14 protein-coding genes are annotated in these 15,805 nt (G+C 74.4%); 9 read left to right on the forward strand and 5 right to left on the reverse strand.

The annotated features are described in order from the left end of the window. Positions 1–94: 94 nt before the first annotated feature. From OG989_RS04760 to OG989_RS04770, 3 genes are all read right to left on the reverse strand, one after another. The gene (locus tag OG989_RS04760; protein WP_327029793.1) at positions 95–1,111 is read right to left on the reverse strand and encodes an ABC transporter permease subunit; all 1,017 of its coding nucleotides are present in this window, start codon (positions 1,109–1,111) and stop codon (positions 95–97) included. Further along, positions 1,108–2,118 (reverse strand): ATP-binding cassette domain-containing protein, encoded by a 1,011-nt coding sequence (locus OG989_RS04765; RefSeq protein WP_151454742.1) that lies wholly within the window; start codon positions 2,116–2,118, stop codon positions 1,108–1,110. The genes OG989_RS04760 and OG989_RS04765 overlap by 4 nt, the downstream gene beginning before the upstream one ends. 153 nt (positions 2,119–2,271) lie before the next feature. Next, a complete protein-coding gene (locus tag OG989_RS04770; RefSeq protein WP_091626905.1) occupies positions 2,272–3,057 on the reverse strand; it encodes a DeoR/GlpR family DNA-binding transcription regulator in 786 nt (261 codons plus the stop codon). Positions 3,058–3,251: 194 nt separating this feature from the next. On the opposite strand from OG989_RS04770, the gene OG989_RS04775 reads away from it, so the two are divergent. The 3 genes from OG989_RS04775 to nagA are packed head-to-tail and all read left to right on the forward strand — an operon-like array spanning position 3,252 to position 6,207. Further along, positions 3,252–4,181, forward strand: a complete 930-nt coding sequence (locus OG989_RS04775) for an SIS domain-containing protein (RefSeq protein ID WP_327029794.1) — start codon at positions 3,252–3,254, stop codon at positions 4,179–4,181. After that, a complete protein-coding gene (locus OG989_RS04780) occupies positions 4,178–5,098 on the forward strand; it encodes an ROK family protein (RefSeq protein WP_327029795.1) in 921 nt (306 codons plus the stop codon). Before OG989_RS04775 ends, OG989_RS04780 begins: the two co-directional genes overlap by 4 nt. Further along, positions 5,098–6,207, forward strand: coding sequence for an N-acetylglucosamine-6-phosphate deacetylase (gene nagA, locus OG989_RS04785; protein WP_327029796.1), 1,110 nt, complete (start codon positions 5,098–5,100; stop codon positions 6,205–6,207). The genes OG989_RS04780 and nagA overlap by 1 nt, the downstream gene beginning before the upstream one ends. A gap of 106 nt (positions 6,208–6,313) precedes the next feature. Here nagA and OG989_RS04790 read toward each other — a convergent pair whose 3' ends face one another. Continuing rightward, complete coding sequence (locus OG989_RS04790; protein WP_327029797.1) at positions 6,314–7,564, reverse strand: DUF4032 domain-containing protein; 1,251 nt, start codon at positions 7,562–7,564, stop codon at positions 6,314–6,316. Positions 7,565–7,707: 143 nt separating this feature from the next. On the opposite strand from OG989_RS04790, the gene OG989_RS04795 reads away from it, so the two are divergent. Together OG989_RS04795 and OG989_RS04800 are read left to right on the forward strand one after the other, a co-directional pair. Then, positions 7,708–8,445: a phosphatase PAP2 family protein gene (locus tag OG989_RS04795; RefSeq protein ID WP_327031108.1), complete on the forward strand. Its 738-nt coding sequence runs from the start codon at positions 7,708–7,710 to the stop codon at positions 8,443–8,445. 9 nt (positions 8,446–8,454) lie between these two features. Next, entirely contained in the window at positions 8,455–9,690 is a 1,236-nt protein-coding gene (locus tag OG989_RS04800; RefSeq protein ID WP_327029798.1) for an APC family permease, read from the forward strand. A 40-nt stretch (positions 9,691–9,730) separates the two neighbouring features. Here OG989_RS04800 and OG989_RS04805 read toward each other — a convergent pair whose 3' ends face one another. Further along, positions 9,731–11,515 carry a potassium channel protein gene (locus OG989_RS04805; RefSeq protein WP_327029799.1) on the reverse strand — a complete coding sequence of 595 codons (1,785 nt, stop codon included), beginning with the start codon at positions 11,513–11,515 and terminating at the stop codon, positions 9,731–9,733. Between the two features lie 91 nt (positions 11,516–11,606). Between OG989_RS04805 and OG989_RS04810 the strand changes: the two genes are divergently transcribed. The 4 genes from OG989_RS04810 (at position 11,607) to OG989_RS04825 (ending at position 15,801) form a co-directional block, all read left to right on the forward strand. Further along, positions 11,607–12,098 carry an MSMEG_6728 family protein gene (locus OG989_RS04810; RefSeq protein WP_151454749.1) on the forward strand — a complete coding sequence of 164 codons (492 nt, stop codon included), beginning with the start codon at positions 11,607–11,609 and terminating at the stop codon, positions 12,096–12,098. A gap of 90 nt (positions 12,099–12,188) precedes the next feature. Continuing rightward, positions 12,189–13,721 (forward strand): FAD-dependent oxidoreductase, encoded by a 1,533-nt coding sequence (locus OG989_RS04815; protein ID WP_327029800.1) that lies wholly within the window; start codon positions 12,189–12,191, stop codon positions 13,719–13,721. Between the two features lie 196 nt (positions 13,722–13,917). Beyond that, positions 13,918–15,105 carry a hypothetical protein gene (locus OG989_RS04820; protein ID WP_327029801.1) on the forward strand — a complete coding sequence of 396 codons (1,188 nt, stop codon included), beginning with the start codon at positions 13,918–13,920 and terminating at the stop codon, positions 15,103–15,105. A gap of 252 nt (positions 15,106–15,357) precedes the next feature. Continuing rightward, a complete protein-coding gene (locus OG989_RS04825; RefSeq protein ID WP_151454751.1) occupies positions 15,358–15,801 on the forward strand; it encodes an HNH endonuclease in 444 nt (147 codons plus the stop codon). Positions 15,802–15,805: the final 4 nt, after the last annotated feature.

Here is a 15,805-nt window from a genome sequence, read left to right on the forward strand (position 1 = left end):
CGCTCCGCCCTGATTGCGCCGGTTCGTCATCCCCGGGCCAGGCTTGGGCGGTGCGACCGGGGCCGGGGAGAGCCGCCGGTCGCACCGCCGGCGGTCAGGAGATGTCCCGCCGGCGCATCGCCCAGAGGGCCGCGCCCAGGATCACCACGAATCCGACCGCCATCATCACCGAGGACTGCTGCCAGGTGATGTCCAGCGTGTCCGGTTTGCACTCGCCGAAGTAGGTGGCCTGGCAGGTGTTCCAGTCCTCCAGGGTCACCTTCTTCTGCATCCACGCCAGGGCGTAGGTCGGCAGCAGCCAGGCCTCGGCGAAGCGCACGCCGGCCATCGCCAGCAGGATGCCGAGGCCGAACTGGCCGACGACCATCAGGGCGATCACCCCGCCCAGGGCCATCGCGGTGTGCCGCCCCAGCGAGGCGAGCGCGAAGCCGATGGTCGCGGTGACCAGTGCGAGCACCAGCCCGCGCAGCCCGGTCAGGGCGAAGGACTGCCAGGCCCCGGAGGTCATCTTCGCCGTGCTGCCACGGAACGTGGCGACCAGCCAGAAGCTGCCGAACCAGAGCGCCGTGGTGGGCACCGCCAGGGCGACCAGCCCGGTGAGCAGCGCCGCCAGCTTCGTCAGCAGTACGGTCAGCCGCTTCGGCCGCCACAGCAGCAGGTTCATCATGCCGCCGGTGTTCCACTCCGCCCCGACGAACGAGGCCCCCACGACGAACCCGACCAGCGCCAGGATCGCCGCGAGCGGCAGCAGCGTGTCGCCGAAGTTCTCCCGGAAGTCGAACGTGGAGGGCAGGAACCAGCCCGCCTGGATCGCGTCCCGGGGCGGGGGCTGGATCATCGCGCAGTCGTCGGGGAACTCCCCGGACTGGGCCGTGCCGGCCGCCTTCGCCTTCTCGCACTCCGCGCGGTACTGCGTGTTGTGGCGGACGTCCTGCTGCCACTGCTGCTCGGCGGCGCGCTCGGCCTTCGCCAGCGCGTTGGCGTCGATCTTCTCGTTGGTGAAGAAGACGCCGACCACCACGGCCGCGAGCACCAGCAGGCCCAGCAGGCCCATCCAGCGGGTGAAGCGCCGCTTGGCGAGCCGGCGCAGCTCCGTACGGTAGAGGCTCACGCGCCCCACCCTCCCCCGGTGGGACCGGGCTGCCCGGCGCCACCGACCTTCGTGGACTGGTCGACCTGCCGGTGCTGGCCGGGTACCGGCGCGGTGGCGGTCAGTTCGAGGAAGACGCTCTCCAGGTCGACGGCGACCGGGGCGAGCTCGCTGACGTAGAGACCCTGCTCGGCGAGGAGCCGGGTCACCGTGGCCGGCTTGTCGACCCCGGCGAGCATCAGGTGGTCGGCCTGGCCCGCCACCCGGATTCCGGCCCGGGTCAGCGCGTCGGCGGCGACCGGCAGGTCGGTGACCGCCTCCAGCCGCACCCGGACCGCGCCCGAGGAGTGCTGGGCGAGCACCTGCTCGACCGGGCCGAAGGCCACCCGCCGGCCCAGCGAGATGATGGTGACCGAGTCGCAGATCAGTTGGATCTCGCCGAGGATGTGGCTGGAGAGCACCACTGTCATCCCCGACTCGGCGAGGTTGCGCGTCAGGGTGCGCATCTCCCGGATGCCGCCCGGGTCGAGGCCGTTGGCCGGCTCGTCGAGGATCAGCAGCTTCGGGTTCTTCAGCAGGGCCGAGGCGACGGCGAGCCGCTGCTTCATGCCCAGCGAGTAGGTCTTGACCCGCTCGCCGGCGCGGTCGCGCAGCCCGACCAGCTCCAGCACCTCGTCGACCCGGTGCTGCGGCACGTCGCCCGCGCCGGCGAGCAGGGACAGGGTGTCCCGCGCGGTGAAGTGCGGAAAGAACTGCGGGCTCTCCACGATCGCGCCGACCTGACCGGCGACGGCGGGCAGCGCCGCCGGCACCTCGTGGCCGAGGATCGTCATCCGGCCGCCGTTGGGCCGGATCAGGCCGAGCAGCGTACGCAGCGTGGTGGTCTTGCCCGACCCGTTGGGGCCGAGGAAGCCGTGCACCTGCCCCTGTTCGACCCGCATGTCGAAACCGTCGAGCGCGTTGCGGGTGCCGCGCCGACGGCTCTTGTACGTCTTGCGGAGACCTTCGATCTCCAGGACAGCTGGCAAGCTGCACCTCCCCCGATGGGTGTATGACACGCGACACCATACGCGGTATGCAGATCCCCGCAATACCCGGTATGCATGCGACGCGCCGAACGCGTGAAAGGAAGGGGCGCTTCCTGTGCACCAGACGTCAGGAAGGTGCCCTTCCTTTCAACGTCAGGCGCAGATGACCGTGACGCCGGCGGCGCGGAACGCCTCCACCACCTCGGGGTTGGCTCCGGAGTCGGTGACCAGCGTCTCCACCCGGTCCACCGGGCAGATCCGGGCGAAGGCGTGACCGCCCAACTTGGACGAGTCGGCGATGATGACGACCCGCTTGGCCCGGGCCACCATCAGGTTGTTCATCGCCGCCTCGCCCTCGTGGTGGGCGGCGGCGCCGAGCTGCGGGTCGATCGCGTCCACGCCGAGCAGGGCGACGTCGAGGGTGACCTCGCGCAGCAGCGCCCCGCCCAGCGGGCCGACCAGCTCGAACGACTTCGGGCGGACCACGCCGCCGGCCACCACGACCTTCATCCGGGAGCGGACCAGCAGCTCGTTGGCGATGTTCAGCGCGTTGGTGACCACGGTGAGCTGGGCGCCCTCGGCGCTGGTGTTCAGGTCGGGCCGGACGGCGAGGGCCCGGGCCACCTCCGTGCTGGTCGTGCCGCCGTTGAGGCCCACCACGGTGCCCGGCGAGACGAGCGCCGCGGCGGCGGCGCCGATCCGCTGCTTCTCCGCCGAGTGCTTGGCCGTCTTGTAGCGCAGCGGCAGGTCGTACGAGACGCCGTTGGCGACCGCGCCACCCCGGGTCCGGGTGATCATCTGCTGCTGGGCGAGCTGGTCGAAGTCGCGCCGGATGGTGGCCTGGGAGACGTCCAGCCGCTCGGCCGCCTCCTCGACGCTGACGCGGCCGTTGTCGGTCAGCATCTCGAGCAGGGCGTTCCATCTGGCGTACCGGTCCACCCGGGCCCTCCAGTTACTGCGCGGTCGGTGATTGATTGCGTGCACAGTAGTGCGCGAAACTACGAGGGCGCAAAACCCTGTCTTGCGCGATGCCGGGGCTGGTTGCCACAGCCAGCCGCTTTCGCGCAGAATAACGCGCGAAAGGCGGCTCTAACGAGCCGTATTGCGCACCGCTCCCCTGCGTAGGAGTTCTCATGTCGTACGTCGACGCCGAGATCGCGAGCCAGCCCGACTGCTGGCGGGAGGCGGCGCGACTCGCCGCCACCGCGACGGACCACCTCCCCCGCCCCGGGGAGCGGGTCGCCGTCGTGGGCTGCGGCACGTCGTGGTTCATGGCGATGGCGTACGCGGCCCGCCGCGAGCACCTCGGCCAGGGCGAGACCGACGCCTTCCAGGCCTCCGAGTTCCCCGCCGGCCGGCGCTACGACCGGCTCGTCGCGATCACCCGCTCCGGCACCACCACCGAGGTCACCGAGCTGATCGCCGCCCTGCGCGGGCGGGTGCCGAGCACCGTCCTGGTCGGCGACCCCGACTCCCCCGCCGTCGCGCTGGCCTACGCGGCGGTGACCATGCCCTTCGCCGACGAGCGCTCGGTGGTGCAGACCCGCTTCGCGACCACCGCCCTGGCCCTGCTCCGCGCCCACCTCGGCGACAACATCGACGCGCTCGCCGCCGACGCGGAGGTGGCCGTACGCGCCCCGCTGCCGATCGACCCGACCCGCATCGAGCAGGCCACCTTCCTCGGCCGGGGCTGGACGGTCGGGCTCGCCCAGGAGGCCGCGCTGAAGTGCCGCGAGGCGGCCACCTTCTGGGCCGAGGCGTACCCGGCGATGGACTACCGGCACGGGCCGATCTCGATCGCCGCACCGGGCCGGCTGGTCTGGGCGTTCGGCGAACTGCCCGACGGGCTGCCGGAGGACGTGGCGGCGACCGGAGCGGCGTTCGTGCACAGCCGCACCCACGGCTGCCGCACGGTGCTGGGCAGTTGGGCCGCCGGCCGTACGCCCGTCGACCCGATGGCCGACCTGATCCTGGCGCAGCGCTTCGCCGTCGCGCTCGCCACCAGCCGGGGCCTCGACCCGGACGCGCCCCGCCACCTGACCCGTTCCGTGGTCCTCGCGTGAGGCCAGCCGACGTCGTCGTCGCGCTGGACGTCGGCGGCACCGGGATGAAGTGCGCCCTGGTCCGGGCCGACGGTGCCGTGCTGCACACCGAGCGGCACCCCACCGACGCGGAGCGCGGCCCGGACGCCGTCGTCGACACGGTCCTGGGGATCGCCGAGGGGCTGGCCGGCAAGGCCCGCGCCGACGGGCTCGACCCGGTCGCGATCGGCATCGCCGTACCCGGGGTGATCGACGAGGCGCGCGGAGTCGCCGTCTGGTCGGCGAACGTCGGCTTCCGGGACGTACCGCTGCGGGACCTGGCGCAGGCACGGCTCGGACTGCCGACGGCGGTCGGCCACGACGTGCGCGCCGGCGGCCTGGCCGAGGCCCGGCTCGGCGCGGGCAGCGACGCCGCGCACGTCCTCTTCGTCGCGATCGGCACCGGGATCGCCGCCGCGCACCTGGTCGGTGGCAGGGCAGCCACCGGCGCGCACGGCGCCGCCGGCGAGATCGGCCACATTCTGGTACGCCCCGGCGGGCCGCGCTGCGGCTGCGGCCGTCCCGGGTGCCTGGAGGCGGTCTCCTCCGCCTCCGCGATCGGCCGGCTCTACTCGGCGCGGGCCGGCGTCCCGGCGACGGCCGCCGAGGTGGCCGACCGGGCGGCGGCCGGCGAGCCGCTGGCGGCGGACGTCTGGCGGGAGGCCGTGGAGGCGCTCGCCGACGGCCTCGCCACCGGCCAGGCCCTCTTCGACGTGGAGACCGTCGTGATCGGCGGCGGGCTGGCGCGGGCCGGCGCGCTGCTGTTCGACCCGCTGCGGGCCGCGCTGCACGAGCGGATGACGTTCCACCGGGAGCCGCGCCTGGTCGCGGCGGCCCTCGGCGACGAGGCCGGCTGCCTCGGCGCCGCCCTGCTCGCCCTCGACAGTCTGGAGAAGTGATGGCTCTTCGGGTGAACGGCAAGGTGGTGACCCCGACCGGCGTGATCCGGCAGGGCTGCGTGGAGGTCGACGAGGGTCGGATCCGGGCGGTGGCCGAGTACCCGTCGGTCCGCGACGGGCACTGGATCGTGCCGGGCTTCGTCGACATGCACACGCACGGCGGCGGCGGGCACACCTTCACCACGGGCGACGCCGAGCAGGCCCGGCAGGCCGCCGACTTCCACCTGCGGCACGGCACCACCACCCTGCTGGCCAGCCTCGTCAGCTCGCCCTTCGTGCTCATGCGCTCGGCCACCGAGGCGTTCGCCCCGCTGGTCGCCGAGGGGGTGCTGGCCGGGATCCACTTCGAGGGCCCGTACCTCTCCTCGGCCCGCTGCGGCGCGCAGAACCCCGAGTACCTGCGCGACCCGTCCACCGACGAGCTGGCCGAGCTGATCGAGCTGGGCGGCGGGGCGGTCCGGATGGTCACCCTCGCCCCCGAGCGGGACGGCGCGCTGGAGGCGATCAAGCTGCTCACCGCGCACCGGGTGGTCGCCGCGGTCGGCCACACCGACGCCACGTACGACGAGACCCGCGCCGCCGTCGCGGCGGGCGCGAGCGTCGGCACCCACCTGTTCAACGGGATGCGGCCGGTGCACCACCGCGAGCCCGGCCCGGTGGTGGCCCTGCTGGACGCCCCGAACGTGGTCTGCGAGCTGGTCGCCGACGGCGTGCACCTGCACGACGGGATGCTGGCCTTCGCCACCTCGACGGCGGGCCCCGAGCGGTCCGCCCTGATCACCGACGCGATGGCCGCCGCCGGCATGGCCGACGGCGAGTACGACCTGGGCGGCCAGACGGTCACGGTGGCGGACGGCGTGGCCCGGTTGGCCCGCGACGGCGCGATCGCGGGCAGCACCCTGACCATGGACGCCGCGCTGCGGCACGCGGTGGGCGCCGGGATCCCGATCGCGGACGCCGTACGGATGGCGGCCACCACGCCGGCCCGTGCCATCGGCCTCGGCGACCAGCTGGGCGCGCTCCAGGTCGGACTCCGGGCCGACCTGGTGGTGCTCGACGACGACCTCAACGTGGTCCGGGTGATGCGCGGCGGCTCCTGGCTGGAGTGACGCAGCGAGGCGACAGCCCACCCGGGCGGAGGGGCTCACGTCCGCGCTGTCGAGCTGAATCGTCTACGACATCATGCAGGGCGCACAGGCCGAATCGTCTACGACATCAGCTCGACAGCGGTCGCGGAGAGAGTCCGTCGGAAGGACCATCACCGCCCGTCACCACGTCGCCGAGCACCGCCTGCTCGTCGGGGCGGTGCACCAGCACGTCGGAGAGGAACGACTGCACGGCCGGGGCCATCCCGACATCCCGGCCGGCCCGCTCGGAGAGCAGCCACTTGTGCTCGATGATCTGGGCGAAGAGCTCCTGCGGCTCCAGCTTGCGGCGCAGGTGCGCGGGCACGGCCCGGACCACCGGCTCGAAGACCTCGGTCAGCCAGCGGTGCGCGGCCTGCTGCTCGTCCATCAGGTAGCTCTCCGCCCGGTAGGCGTCCAGGTCGTTGAGCAGCCGGCGGGCCTGGTTCTCCTCGGCGTCGAGGCCGGTCAGGCGGAGCAGCCGCCGGGTGTGGTAGCCGGCGTCGACCACCTTCGGCCGGACCAGGTAGCGCCCGTTGTCGATCGTGGACATGGCCACCTCGGCGACGTCGAAGCCCAGCTCGTTGAGGCGGCGGATCCGCCCCTCGATGTCGTGCCGGGCCTCCCGCTCGACCTGCTGCTCGTAGGTGATCTCGTGCCACAGCCGCTCGTAGCGCTGCACGACCTCCTCGCAGACCACCTCCGGGTCGATCGACTCGTGCAGCAGCCCGGCGGCCTGGAGGTCGAGCGCCTCGCCGAAGATGTTGACGCGGGCGATCTCCAGGTCCTCGCCGCGCTGGCCGTTGGAGAGGGAGTGGTGCAGGGCGCCGGTCTCGGCGTCCACCAGGTAGGCGGCGAAGGCTCCGGCATCCCGCCGGAAGAGGGTGTTCGACAGCGAGCAGTCGCCCCAGAAGAAGCCGGTCAGGTGCATCCGGACGATCAGGGCGGCCAGCGCGTCGAGCAGCCGGCCCATCGTCTCCGGGCGCAGGGTGTGCGAGAAGAGCGCCCGGTAGGGCAGCGAGAACTGCAGGTGCCGGGTGATCAGCACCGACTCGAGGGGTTCCCCGTCGTCGGTCTGCCGGTCGGCGACGATCGCCACCGCCTCGACCGACGGGAAGTCGATCCGCTCCAGGGCGCGGAGCAGGTCGTACTCCCGCTCGGCGATCCGCTCGCGGGTCTCCTTGAACGCGTAGACGTACTCACCCAGCCGGACGAAGCGGACGATGTGCCGGGAGATGCCCTGCGGCAGCGCCACCAGGTGTTGCGCAGGCCACTCCTCCAGCGGGGTCGACCAAGGTAGGTCGAGCAACGCCGGGTCCACGAGGGCCGAGGTGATCCGCACGGGGACAAGTCTGACGGGTACCCCCCGCCGAGCGCCTCCCTTCGTGGCTCGGCACACAGGCGGCCCCGGCCCGTCCCCATCCGGCGCCGACCGGGGCCGGTAGCGTGGTCGGGGTGCGGGAGACCACGACGGTACGGGCAAAGGTGCAGCTCCGGCCGGTCCGGCCGGCCGGCTGGTGGTTCGACGCGCTGCTGCTGACCGCCCTCGTCGGGTTGACCGTGGCCCTCGCCGGTGAGCGGCTCTTCGGGATCGACCGCGCGATCGCCGACTGGTCGCAGGCGCACCGGCCGACGGCCGCGCACTGGACGGCGGTGGTGCTCAACTACCTGGGCCAGGGCACCCCGTTGACGTTGATCGCCCTGGGGCTCGGGGTGCTGCTCGCGGTGCGGCTGAGGTCGGTCCGCCCGGTGCTGCCGCCGGTGCTCGCCTTCGCCCTCAGCTACCTGACCATCGGCCCGCTCAAGGTGTGGACCGCCCGGCCCGCGCCCAGCGCGAGCGTCAAGAAACCCTTCCTCCCCGCCGAGCAGACCCTCCCGCTGTTCCAGGACGAGCTGCCGCTGAAGTTCGCCCAGTCCTACCCCTCCGGCCACGTGGCGAACGCGATCCTCTGGTACGGCGTCATCGCGCTGCTGCTCGCCCCGCTGCTGCGCACGTACGGCCGGACCGTGCCGCCCCGGCTGGTCACCGTGGTCCGGGTCGTGCCGCCGGTGGTGGTGCTCTGCACCACCACCTACCTCGGCTGGCACTGGCTGACCGACTCGGTCGCCGGGCTGCTGCTGGGGCTTCTCCTCGACCGGCTGGTGCACCGGGTGCCGTGGGACGACCTGCCGCTGCCGGGAGCGCTGCGGGACTGGAACCGTCCGTTCATCTCCGCCCCCTAGGGTCCCGCCGTGGATCGACTGGCACGCCGGCTGGGCGTACGGGATGCGGTGGTCATCGGCCTGGGGTCGATGCTCGGCGCGGGCGTCTTCGTGGTCTTCGCGCCCGCCGCGGCGGCGGCCGGCGGGGCCGGTCTGCTGGCCGCGCTGGTGCTGGCCGGCTTCATCGCCTTCTGCAACGCGACCAGCTCGGCCCGGCTCGCGGCCCGCTACCCCGAGTCCGGCGGCACCTACGTGTACGGGCGGGAGCGGCTCGGCCCGTTCGCCGGGTTCCTGGCCGGCTGGGGCTTCGTGGCCGGCAAGACGGCGAGCTGCGCGGCGATGGCGTTGACCATCGGGGCGTACCTCTGGCCGGGGCAGGCCCGGCTCGTCGCCGTCGGCGCGGTGGCGGCGGTGACCGCCGTGAACCTGCGCGGCATCGGCAGGACCGCGACCGCGACGAAGGTCCTGGTGGGCGTGGTGCTGGCGGTGCTGGCCCTGGTCGCGGTGGCCGGCGCGGCCGGCGGCGACGTCTCGCTCGACCGGCTCGGCGACCTCGGCGGCGGGCGGGGCGTGCTCACTGCCGCCGGGCTGCTCTTCTTCGCCTTCGCCGGATACGCGCGGATCGCCACCCTCGGCGAGGAGGTACGCGACCCGGCGCGGACCATCCCCCGGGCGGTCCCGCTGGCCCTCGGCGTGGTGCTGGCGGTCTACCTGGTGCTCGCCGTGGTCACGGTCGGCGTGCTCGGGGCCGACCGGCTGGCCGGTTCCGCCGCGCCCCTGGCCGACGTGGTGACGGCCGCCGGGCTGCCCGGCCTGGCGTGGCTGGTGCGGGCCGGGGCGACGGTGGCGGTGACCGGGGTGCTGCTCTCCCTGCTCGCCGGGGTGGGGCGCACCGCGTTGGCGATGGCCCGCCGCCGCGACCTGCCGGGGGCGCTCGCCGCCGTCCACCCGGTGCACCGGGTGCCGCACCGGGCGGAGCTGGCCGTGGCCGCCGTGGTGGTGGCGATCGTGCTGCTGGGCGACGTACGCGGCGCGATCGGCTTCTCCAGCTGCACCGTGCTGGTCTACTACGCGATCACCAACGCCGCCGCGCTGACGCTGGGCCGGGACCCGGGCCGGCGGCTGCCGGTGCGGGCGCTGGCCGTGCTGGGGCTGGCCGGCTGCCTGCTGCTCGCGGTCAACCTGCCGCCGGCCAGCGTGCTCGCCGGCGTCGCCGTGCTCGCCGTCGGCGCCCTCTGGTACGCCCTGCGCCCGCGCCGGGCCTGACGCCGCTCCCGGGACGCGCAGCACGGCGGACCGGGCGCCGTCACTCCTCCGGCTGGCGGGGCGCGGGCGTGACCGGGTCCTCCGGCGGGGGCGCGGCCTCGCGGAGCAGGGCGTTCAGGCCGGCCCGGCGGGCCACCACCGTCAGCCGGTCGCCCGCGACGATCACCAGCCGGGCATCGGGCGCCCAGTCGAGGCGCTGGCCGGCCCGGGCGTGCGCCAGCAGGCGTACGCTCTCGGCCCGCCCGACGGCGGCGAGCGGCCTGCCGTCCAGCGACGACCCGGCGGCGACGGAGACCTCGGTGACCAGCAGCGCGTGCCGGCCGACCGGGATGGTGGCGATCACGGCGCGGTCCAGCAGCGCGGCGGAGAACGAGAACGCGGCGAGGTACGACACGCTGCGCGAGACGCCGATGCCGAACGCCTGCTGGATACGTTCGGCGAAGTGGCCGTCGAAGAGGCGCAGCACCACCTGGAGTTCCGGGTTGACGGCCCGGCCGATGAGCGCCGCCTGGAGGTTGGTCTCGTCGTCGGTGGAGACCACCACCAGTGCCTGGCAGCCGCCCACGGAGGCCGACTGGAGGGTCTCCTCCAGCGCGGCGTCGCCCACGATCAGCGGCACGCCGAGCCGCCGGGCCAGCGCGCCACCGCGCGGCTCGGGCACCTTGTCGATCGCCACCACCTCGACGCCGAAGTCGCAGAGCTGGGCCATCACCCGGGTGCCGACGTTGCCCAGCCCGACCACCACCACGTGCCCGGAGCGCTCGGGCTGGATGCGGCCGGAGTGCAGAGCCAGCCGGGCGTTGACGATGCCGTCCACCACCACGGCGGTGATCAGCGGGATCAGCGCCAGCCCGGCCAGGTTGAGCACCACCTGCATGACCTGCTCGGCGGCCGACTTGTCGGGGTTCGGATCCTGCCCGGTCAGGGTGGTCACCAGCGTCAGGTAGAGCGAGTCGGCCCAGTCCTCGTGCGCGGCGTAGCCGTTGAGCGAGCCGAGCACCCCGATCACCGCCAGCAGCACGATCACCGCGACGCCGATCTTGCGGGTGGCGAAGCTGCGCACCGCGCGCAGCAGCACCGTCAGGGGGCGGCGGCGCCGGCGGGCCCGCACCAGCCGGCGGGCGGCCAGTTCCGTCCCCGGCGGCGTCCCGGTCGCCTCGGCGATCACCAGGTCGGCCGCGCGTTCGTCGGCGGGCAGCAGCCGGACCTGCTGCGGGTCGCGGGTGTCGGCGACCCCGCAGACCACGTCGGGCGGACGTACGTCCTCGCGGCGGGCCACGTAGAGGGTGCGCCCGCCGTGCCGGAAGTGGGTGGGGGCGACCTCGCCCAACGCGGCGGCCACGAAGGCGGGGGCGGCCATGGAGGCGTCGGAGAGCACGGCCGAGTCGGGGAAGATCTGCCGCACCCCGTTGGCGAGGCCGGTGTTGAACATCCGCACCACCAGCCGCAGCCGGGGCTCGACCTCCTGCGCGCAGAGCGCGGCGTGCATGTTGCCGACGTCGTCCTGGTGCAGCAGGGCCAGCCCGTCGGCGCCGGCCAGCCCGGCCCGACGGAAGGTCACCTCGTCCAGCCGGTCGGCGCGGACGACCTCGACGCCCTGGAGGTCCCGCCCGTCGGGCTCGTCCGAGCGCGGTCGTTCGGGCACGACCAGGGTGATCCGGACGCGGCCGGCCTGGAGCTCGGTGGCGAGCAGCGCCCGCACCACCCAGTAGGCGAGGGCGTCGCGACCACAGATCACGTAGTGCGCCCGCGCGTCCCCGTTGACCCGGAGCCGCCGGCCGGCACGCCGCGCACGATCCAGCAGGGGCTCCGCCATGTGCCGCATCGTAGTCAGCCGGTCGCGCCGGACGCAGCCCCGTGATCATGAACGCTGGTCGCGCCGGCATGTCCCTCCCGGCGACGGGTAGAGCACCGGCATGCAGACGTTCCTGCCGTACCCGGACTTCCTGGCCAGCGCCCGGACGCTGGACCAGAAGCGGCTGGGCAAGCAGCGGGTGGAGACCATCCAGGTGCTGCGCGGGCTGACCTGGCCCACGTACGGCTGGCGCAACCACCCGGCGGTGAAGATGTGGGCCGGGTACGAGGAGGCCCTCACCCGGTACGGGTTGGACGTCTGCGCGGTCTGGTGCGAGCCCGGCCGGGCCGACACGTGCGCGACCACGATGACCGCCGACCTCGCCGCCGCCTGCGGCCTGACCCGGGTCCGCACCCAGGTCGAGCTGGCCGAGGCCGGGGAGTTGCCGCCCTGGCTGGGCCGCGACGACCTGCACCTGAGCCACCGCTCGTCGCTGCTGCGTAAGGACCCCGGCCACTACGGGCCGCTCTTCGGCGACGACGTCCCGCCCGACCTGGAGTACGTCTGGCCCGCCTCCGACCGGGAACGGCGCTGCCTCCCGCCGCCGGAGTGATGGCGGGGCACGTCAGGCGCTTCCCGCGGGAAAGGGTTCCCGCGATGGCTGAGCGGGCAGACTGGAGACCCACCCGGCGGGAAGGTGCACATGGCGCTGTCGAAAGTGGTCGGTCGACTCATCGGCGTACGCGAGCACGAGGTGGACCCGGGCGGTGGTGGCGCCCCCCGCGTGCCGGGCCGGGTCGAGGCGGTGGTGGTCGGCGGCGGGATCGCCGGCATGTCGGCGGCGGTGGTGCTGGCCGAGCGCGGGGTGGCGGTGACGGTGCTGGAGGCCGCACCGACGCTCGGCGGCCGGCTCGGGGCCTGGCCGGAGACGCTCGCCGACGGCAGCCGGCAGATGAACGAGCACGGCTTCCACGCGTTCTTCCGGCAGTACTACAACTGGCGCTCCATCCTGCGCCGCGCGGACCCGGGGCTGGGCTTTCTCAAGCCGGTCCCGGGCTACCCGATCCTGAGCGAGCAGTGGCCCACCGAGGAGTTCGGCAGGCTGCCGCCCGCGCCGCCGATGAACCTGCTGGCGCTGCTGCTACGCAGCCCCAGCCTGCGCCTGCGCGACCTGCGGGGCATGGACCGGGACGCCGCGCTGCCGCTGCTCACCTACGACCCGGGGCGCACCTACGCCGAGTTCGACGACACGACCGCCGACGCGCTGCTCGCCTCGCTGCGGCTGCCCGACCGGGCCCGCGCGATGCTCTTCGAGGTCTTCTCCCACTCGTTCTTCAACCACGAGGCGGAGATGTCGGCGGCGGAGATGATCGCCCAGTTCCACTTCTACCTGCTCGGTAACCCGGAGGGGCTGGCCTTCGACTGCCCCGACGAGGACTACGCGACGGCGATCTGGGAGCCGCTGGCACGGCACGTGGAGAAGCACGGCGGCCGGGTGCTGACGGGCGCCGCCGCCACCGCCGTGACCCGCGACGGCGGGGGCTGGCGGGTGGCGACCGCCGACGGCACGTCGTACCCGGCCGGGCACGTGGTGCTCGCCGTCGACCCGCCCGCCCTGGCCGCGCTGGTCGCCGCCTCGCCCGGCCTGGCGGACCACGCGCCCCGGCTGGCGGCGCGGATGCCCGCGTTCGGCCGGCCCGGCCCGCCGTACGCGGTGGCGCGCTTCTGGTGCGACGGGGACGTCGCCGCAGACCGGGCGGTGTTCAGCGGGGTGTCCCGGCAGCCCACCCTGGACTCGGTGACCCTCTACCACCGGCTGGAGCACGAGTCCCGCCGCTGGGCCGAGCGCACCGGCGGCTCGGTGGTGGAGCTGCACGCGTACGCCTGCGACGCGGGCGTGCCCGCCGAGGAGCTGGCCGAACGGATGCGGGTCGAGCTGACCGCGCTCTGGCCGGAGGCGGCCCGGCTGCGGGTCCGCGAGCTGCGCGCCCGGGTGGAGGCGCAGGCGCCGGCGTTCACGCCCGGCAGCCACGCCTGGCGGCCGGGGGTACGCACCGACGCCGACGGGCTCTACCTGGCCGGCGACGGCATCCGCACCGATTTCCCCAGTGCCCTGATGGAGCGGTCGGCGGCGACCGGGATCATCGCGGCCAACCATGTCCTGCGGGCCGAGGGCGGCGCGGCGGAACGGGTCTGCTCGATCCGGCCCCGAGGCCTGCTCGCCGGACGGGGCTGACCGGCCCGGGGTCTGCGCGCCGGGCGGGCTGACCGGTCCGAGGTCTGCGCGCCGGGCGGGCTGACCGGTCCGAGGTCTGCGCGCCGGGCGGGCTGACCGGCCCGGGGCCTGCCCGCCCAGCGACGAGGAGCAAACCGGGCAAATCGGCCGTTCGGTTCACTTAGGCTGATCGTCTGGGGTGAGCCGGGAGGTCGGATTGTCGCCGCGCACGGACGACGGCCCGCTCGTCGCCGACGTGCCGCGGGACGACGCGTACCCGCTGATTCGCGACGAGCGGGCCTGCGTCGTGACCGCCCTGCGGCTCGGCTGGTGGATGGCGGACGCCTACCACCACGCGCGGACCGCCGAGCTGCGCGACCCCGGAGCCGACCGGCCGGCGGGCGCACCGGCGAAGCTCTCCAACCTGACCGAGATGTCGGGGCGGCGGCGCATGCAGATGTACCTGGACGGCGTGGAGGTCGCCCTCACCCAGATCGCCGAGCTGACCCGGCGCGTCGGCCCCGTGCCCGCCACCGCCGACGCGCGGGGCCGGGTGGCCGACGGGTCCGCCGACGCCCTGCTGCTCGCCCTCGACGACCTGAACGTGGAACTGCTGCGCTGGACGATGTCCACCAACCAGCGGGTGGGGCTGGCGTACCGGCTGGGACGCTCGCTGGCCGACACCGTCCGGTACGGCGACGCCGTGCGGAACGGCGACGCCGGGCAGGTGGCCCAGCGCTTCGGCGGGCGGCAGTTCGAGATCGGCCGTTGGCTGGGCGAGCTGGCCAGCGTGCTGCCCCCGTACTCGGCCGCGGTGGTCCGCCACTCGCTGTCGGCGTGGGCGTCGGCGGTCACCAGGGCGGGCGTGGGCGACCCGACCGAGGCGGGGCTGCCCGAGCTGGCCCGCGAGCTGCGCAACCAGGGCGAGCTGTGGCAGGGCGTGCTCACCGGCGGGCTGCACCCGAGGGACCTGCTGGACGAGGAGGACTACGCCATCGTCGCCCGGAACCTGATCGTGCGGGACCGGAGGCTGGTGGTGCAGGCCGTCCGGGGGATCTTCTGGCCGGTGCTCGTACCGCTGCTCGCCGTGCTGTTCGCCGTGGTGGGGGTGAGCGCGCTGGCCGCCGCCGGTCCGCCGGTGACCCGGGCGGCCGTGGCCCTGCTCGGGCTGGGCGCCGGGCTGGCCGCGATCTGGCGCACCGTCTCGGGGCCGGCGCTCGCGGTCGCCGGGGAGGTCAACCGGCCGCTGCTGGAGAGCGAGCTGACGGCGCGGATGGCCGTACGCATCGACCGGCCGCTGGCCGCCGCGCGGGCCGCCGGCCGGGCCCGCCGGCAGCGTCGCCCCGACGAGCCGGGGCCTCGATCGAAATCCGTTGCCCCTCTGTCCCCCGCGGACCTACCGTGATCGCGCAAGGTCAACCACCGCCGCGGGAGCTGGTCATGTCGATGTCGCACGTCACCGGTGTGCCGTCGTGCCTGCCCACGCGTCCGGCATCGCCGGCCGGCGGCGGTCGTCACCGTGCCGAAGACCCCGGGGGCGGCCGGCCCGACTGACGCGTGCCCGCACGACGTCGAGCCGCCCGTCCGTAACCCGGACCGGGCGGCTCTTTCGCGCTCCGGCCCGTCCAGATCGTCACCGCCACGAAGGGAGACACCGGTGGACGCCGTCCTCGTCGTCAACGCCGACCTCGGCCCGCTGCACCGGGTCACCGTCCAGCACGCGATCCGGATGCTCTGCCGGCGGGTCGCCGAGATCCACGAGGCCGAGCCGGACCGGGTCATCGGGGTGTTCCCGATGCCCCGGGTGGTGCGCCTGGTCCGCTACGTGGTGACCCGGTGGCGGTTCAGCGCCGGCCCGGCCTGGTCCCGCGCCGGCGTGCTGCGCCGCGACGGGCGCTGCTGCGCGTACTGCGGGGGGCCGGCCGGCACCATCGACCACATCCTGCCCCGCTCGCGCGGCGGCCGGAACACCTGGCGGAACACGACGGCCGCCTGCTACGGCTGCAACCAGCACAAGGGCGACCGGACGCCGGCCGAGGCGGGCATGCCGCTGCGGCGTGAGCCGGCCGTGCCGAGCTGGGCGGCGCTGGCGGGGCGGTGACGGA

Source organism: Micromonospora sp. NBC_01740, from assembly GCF_035920365.1.
Classification (GTDB): Bacteria; Actinomycetota; Actinomycetes; order Mycobacteriales; family Micromonosporaceae; genus Micromonospora; species Micromonospora reichwaldensis.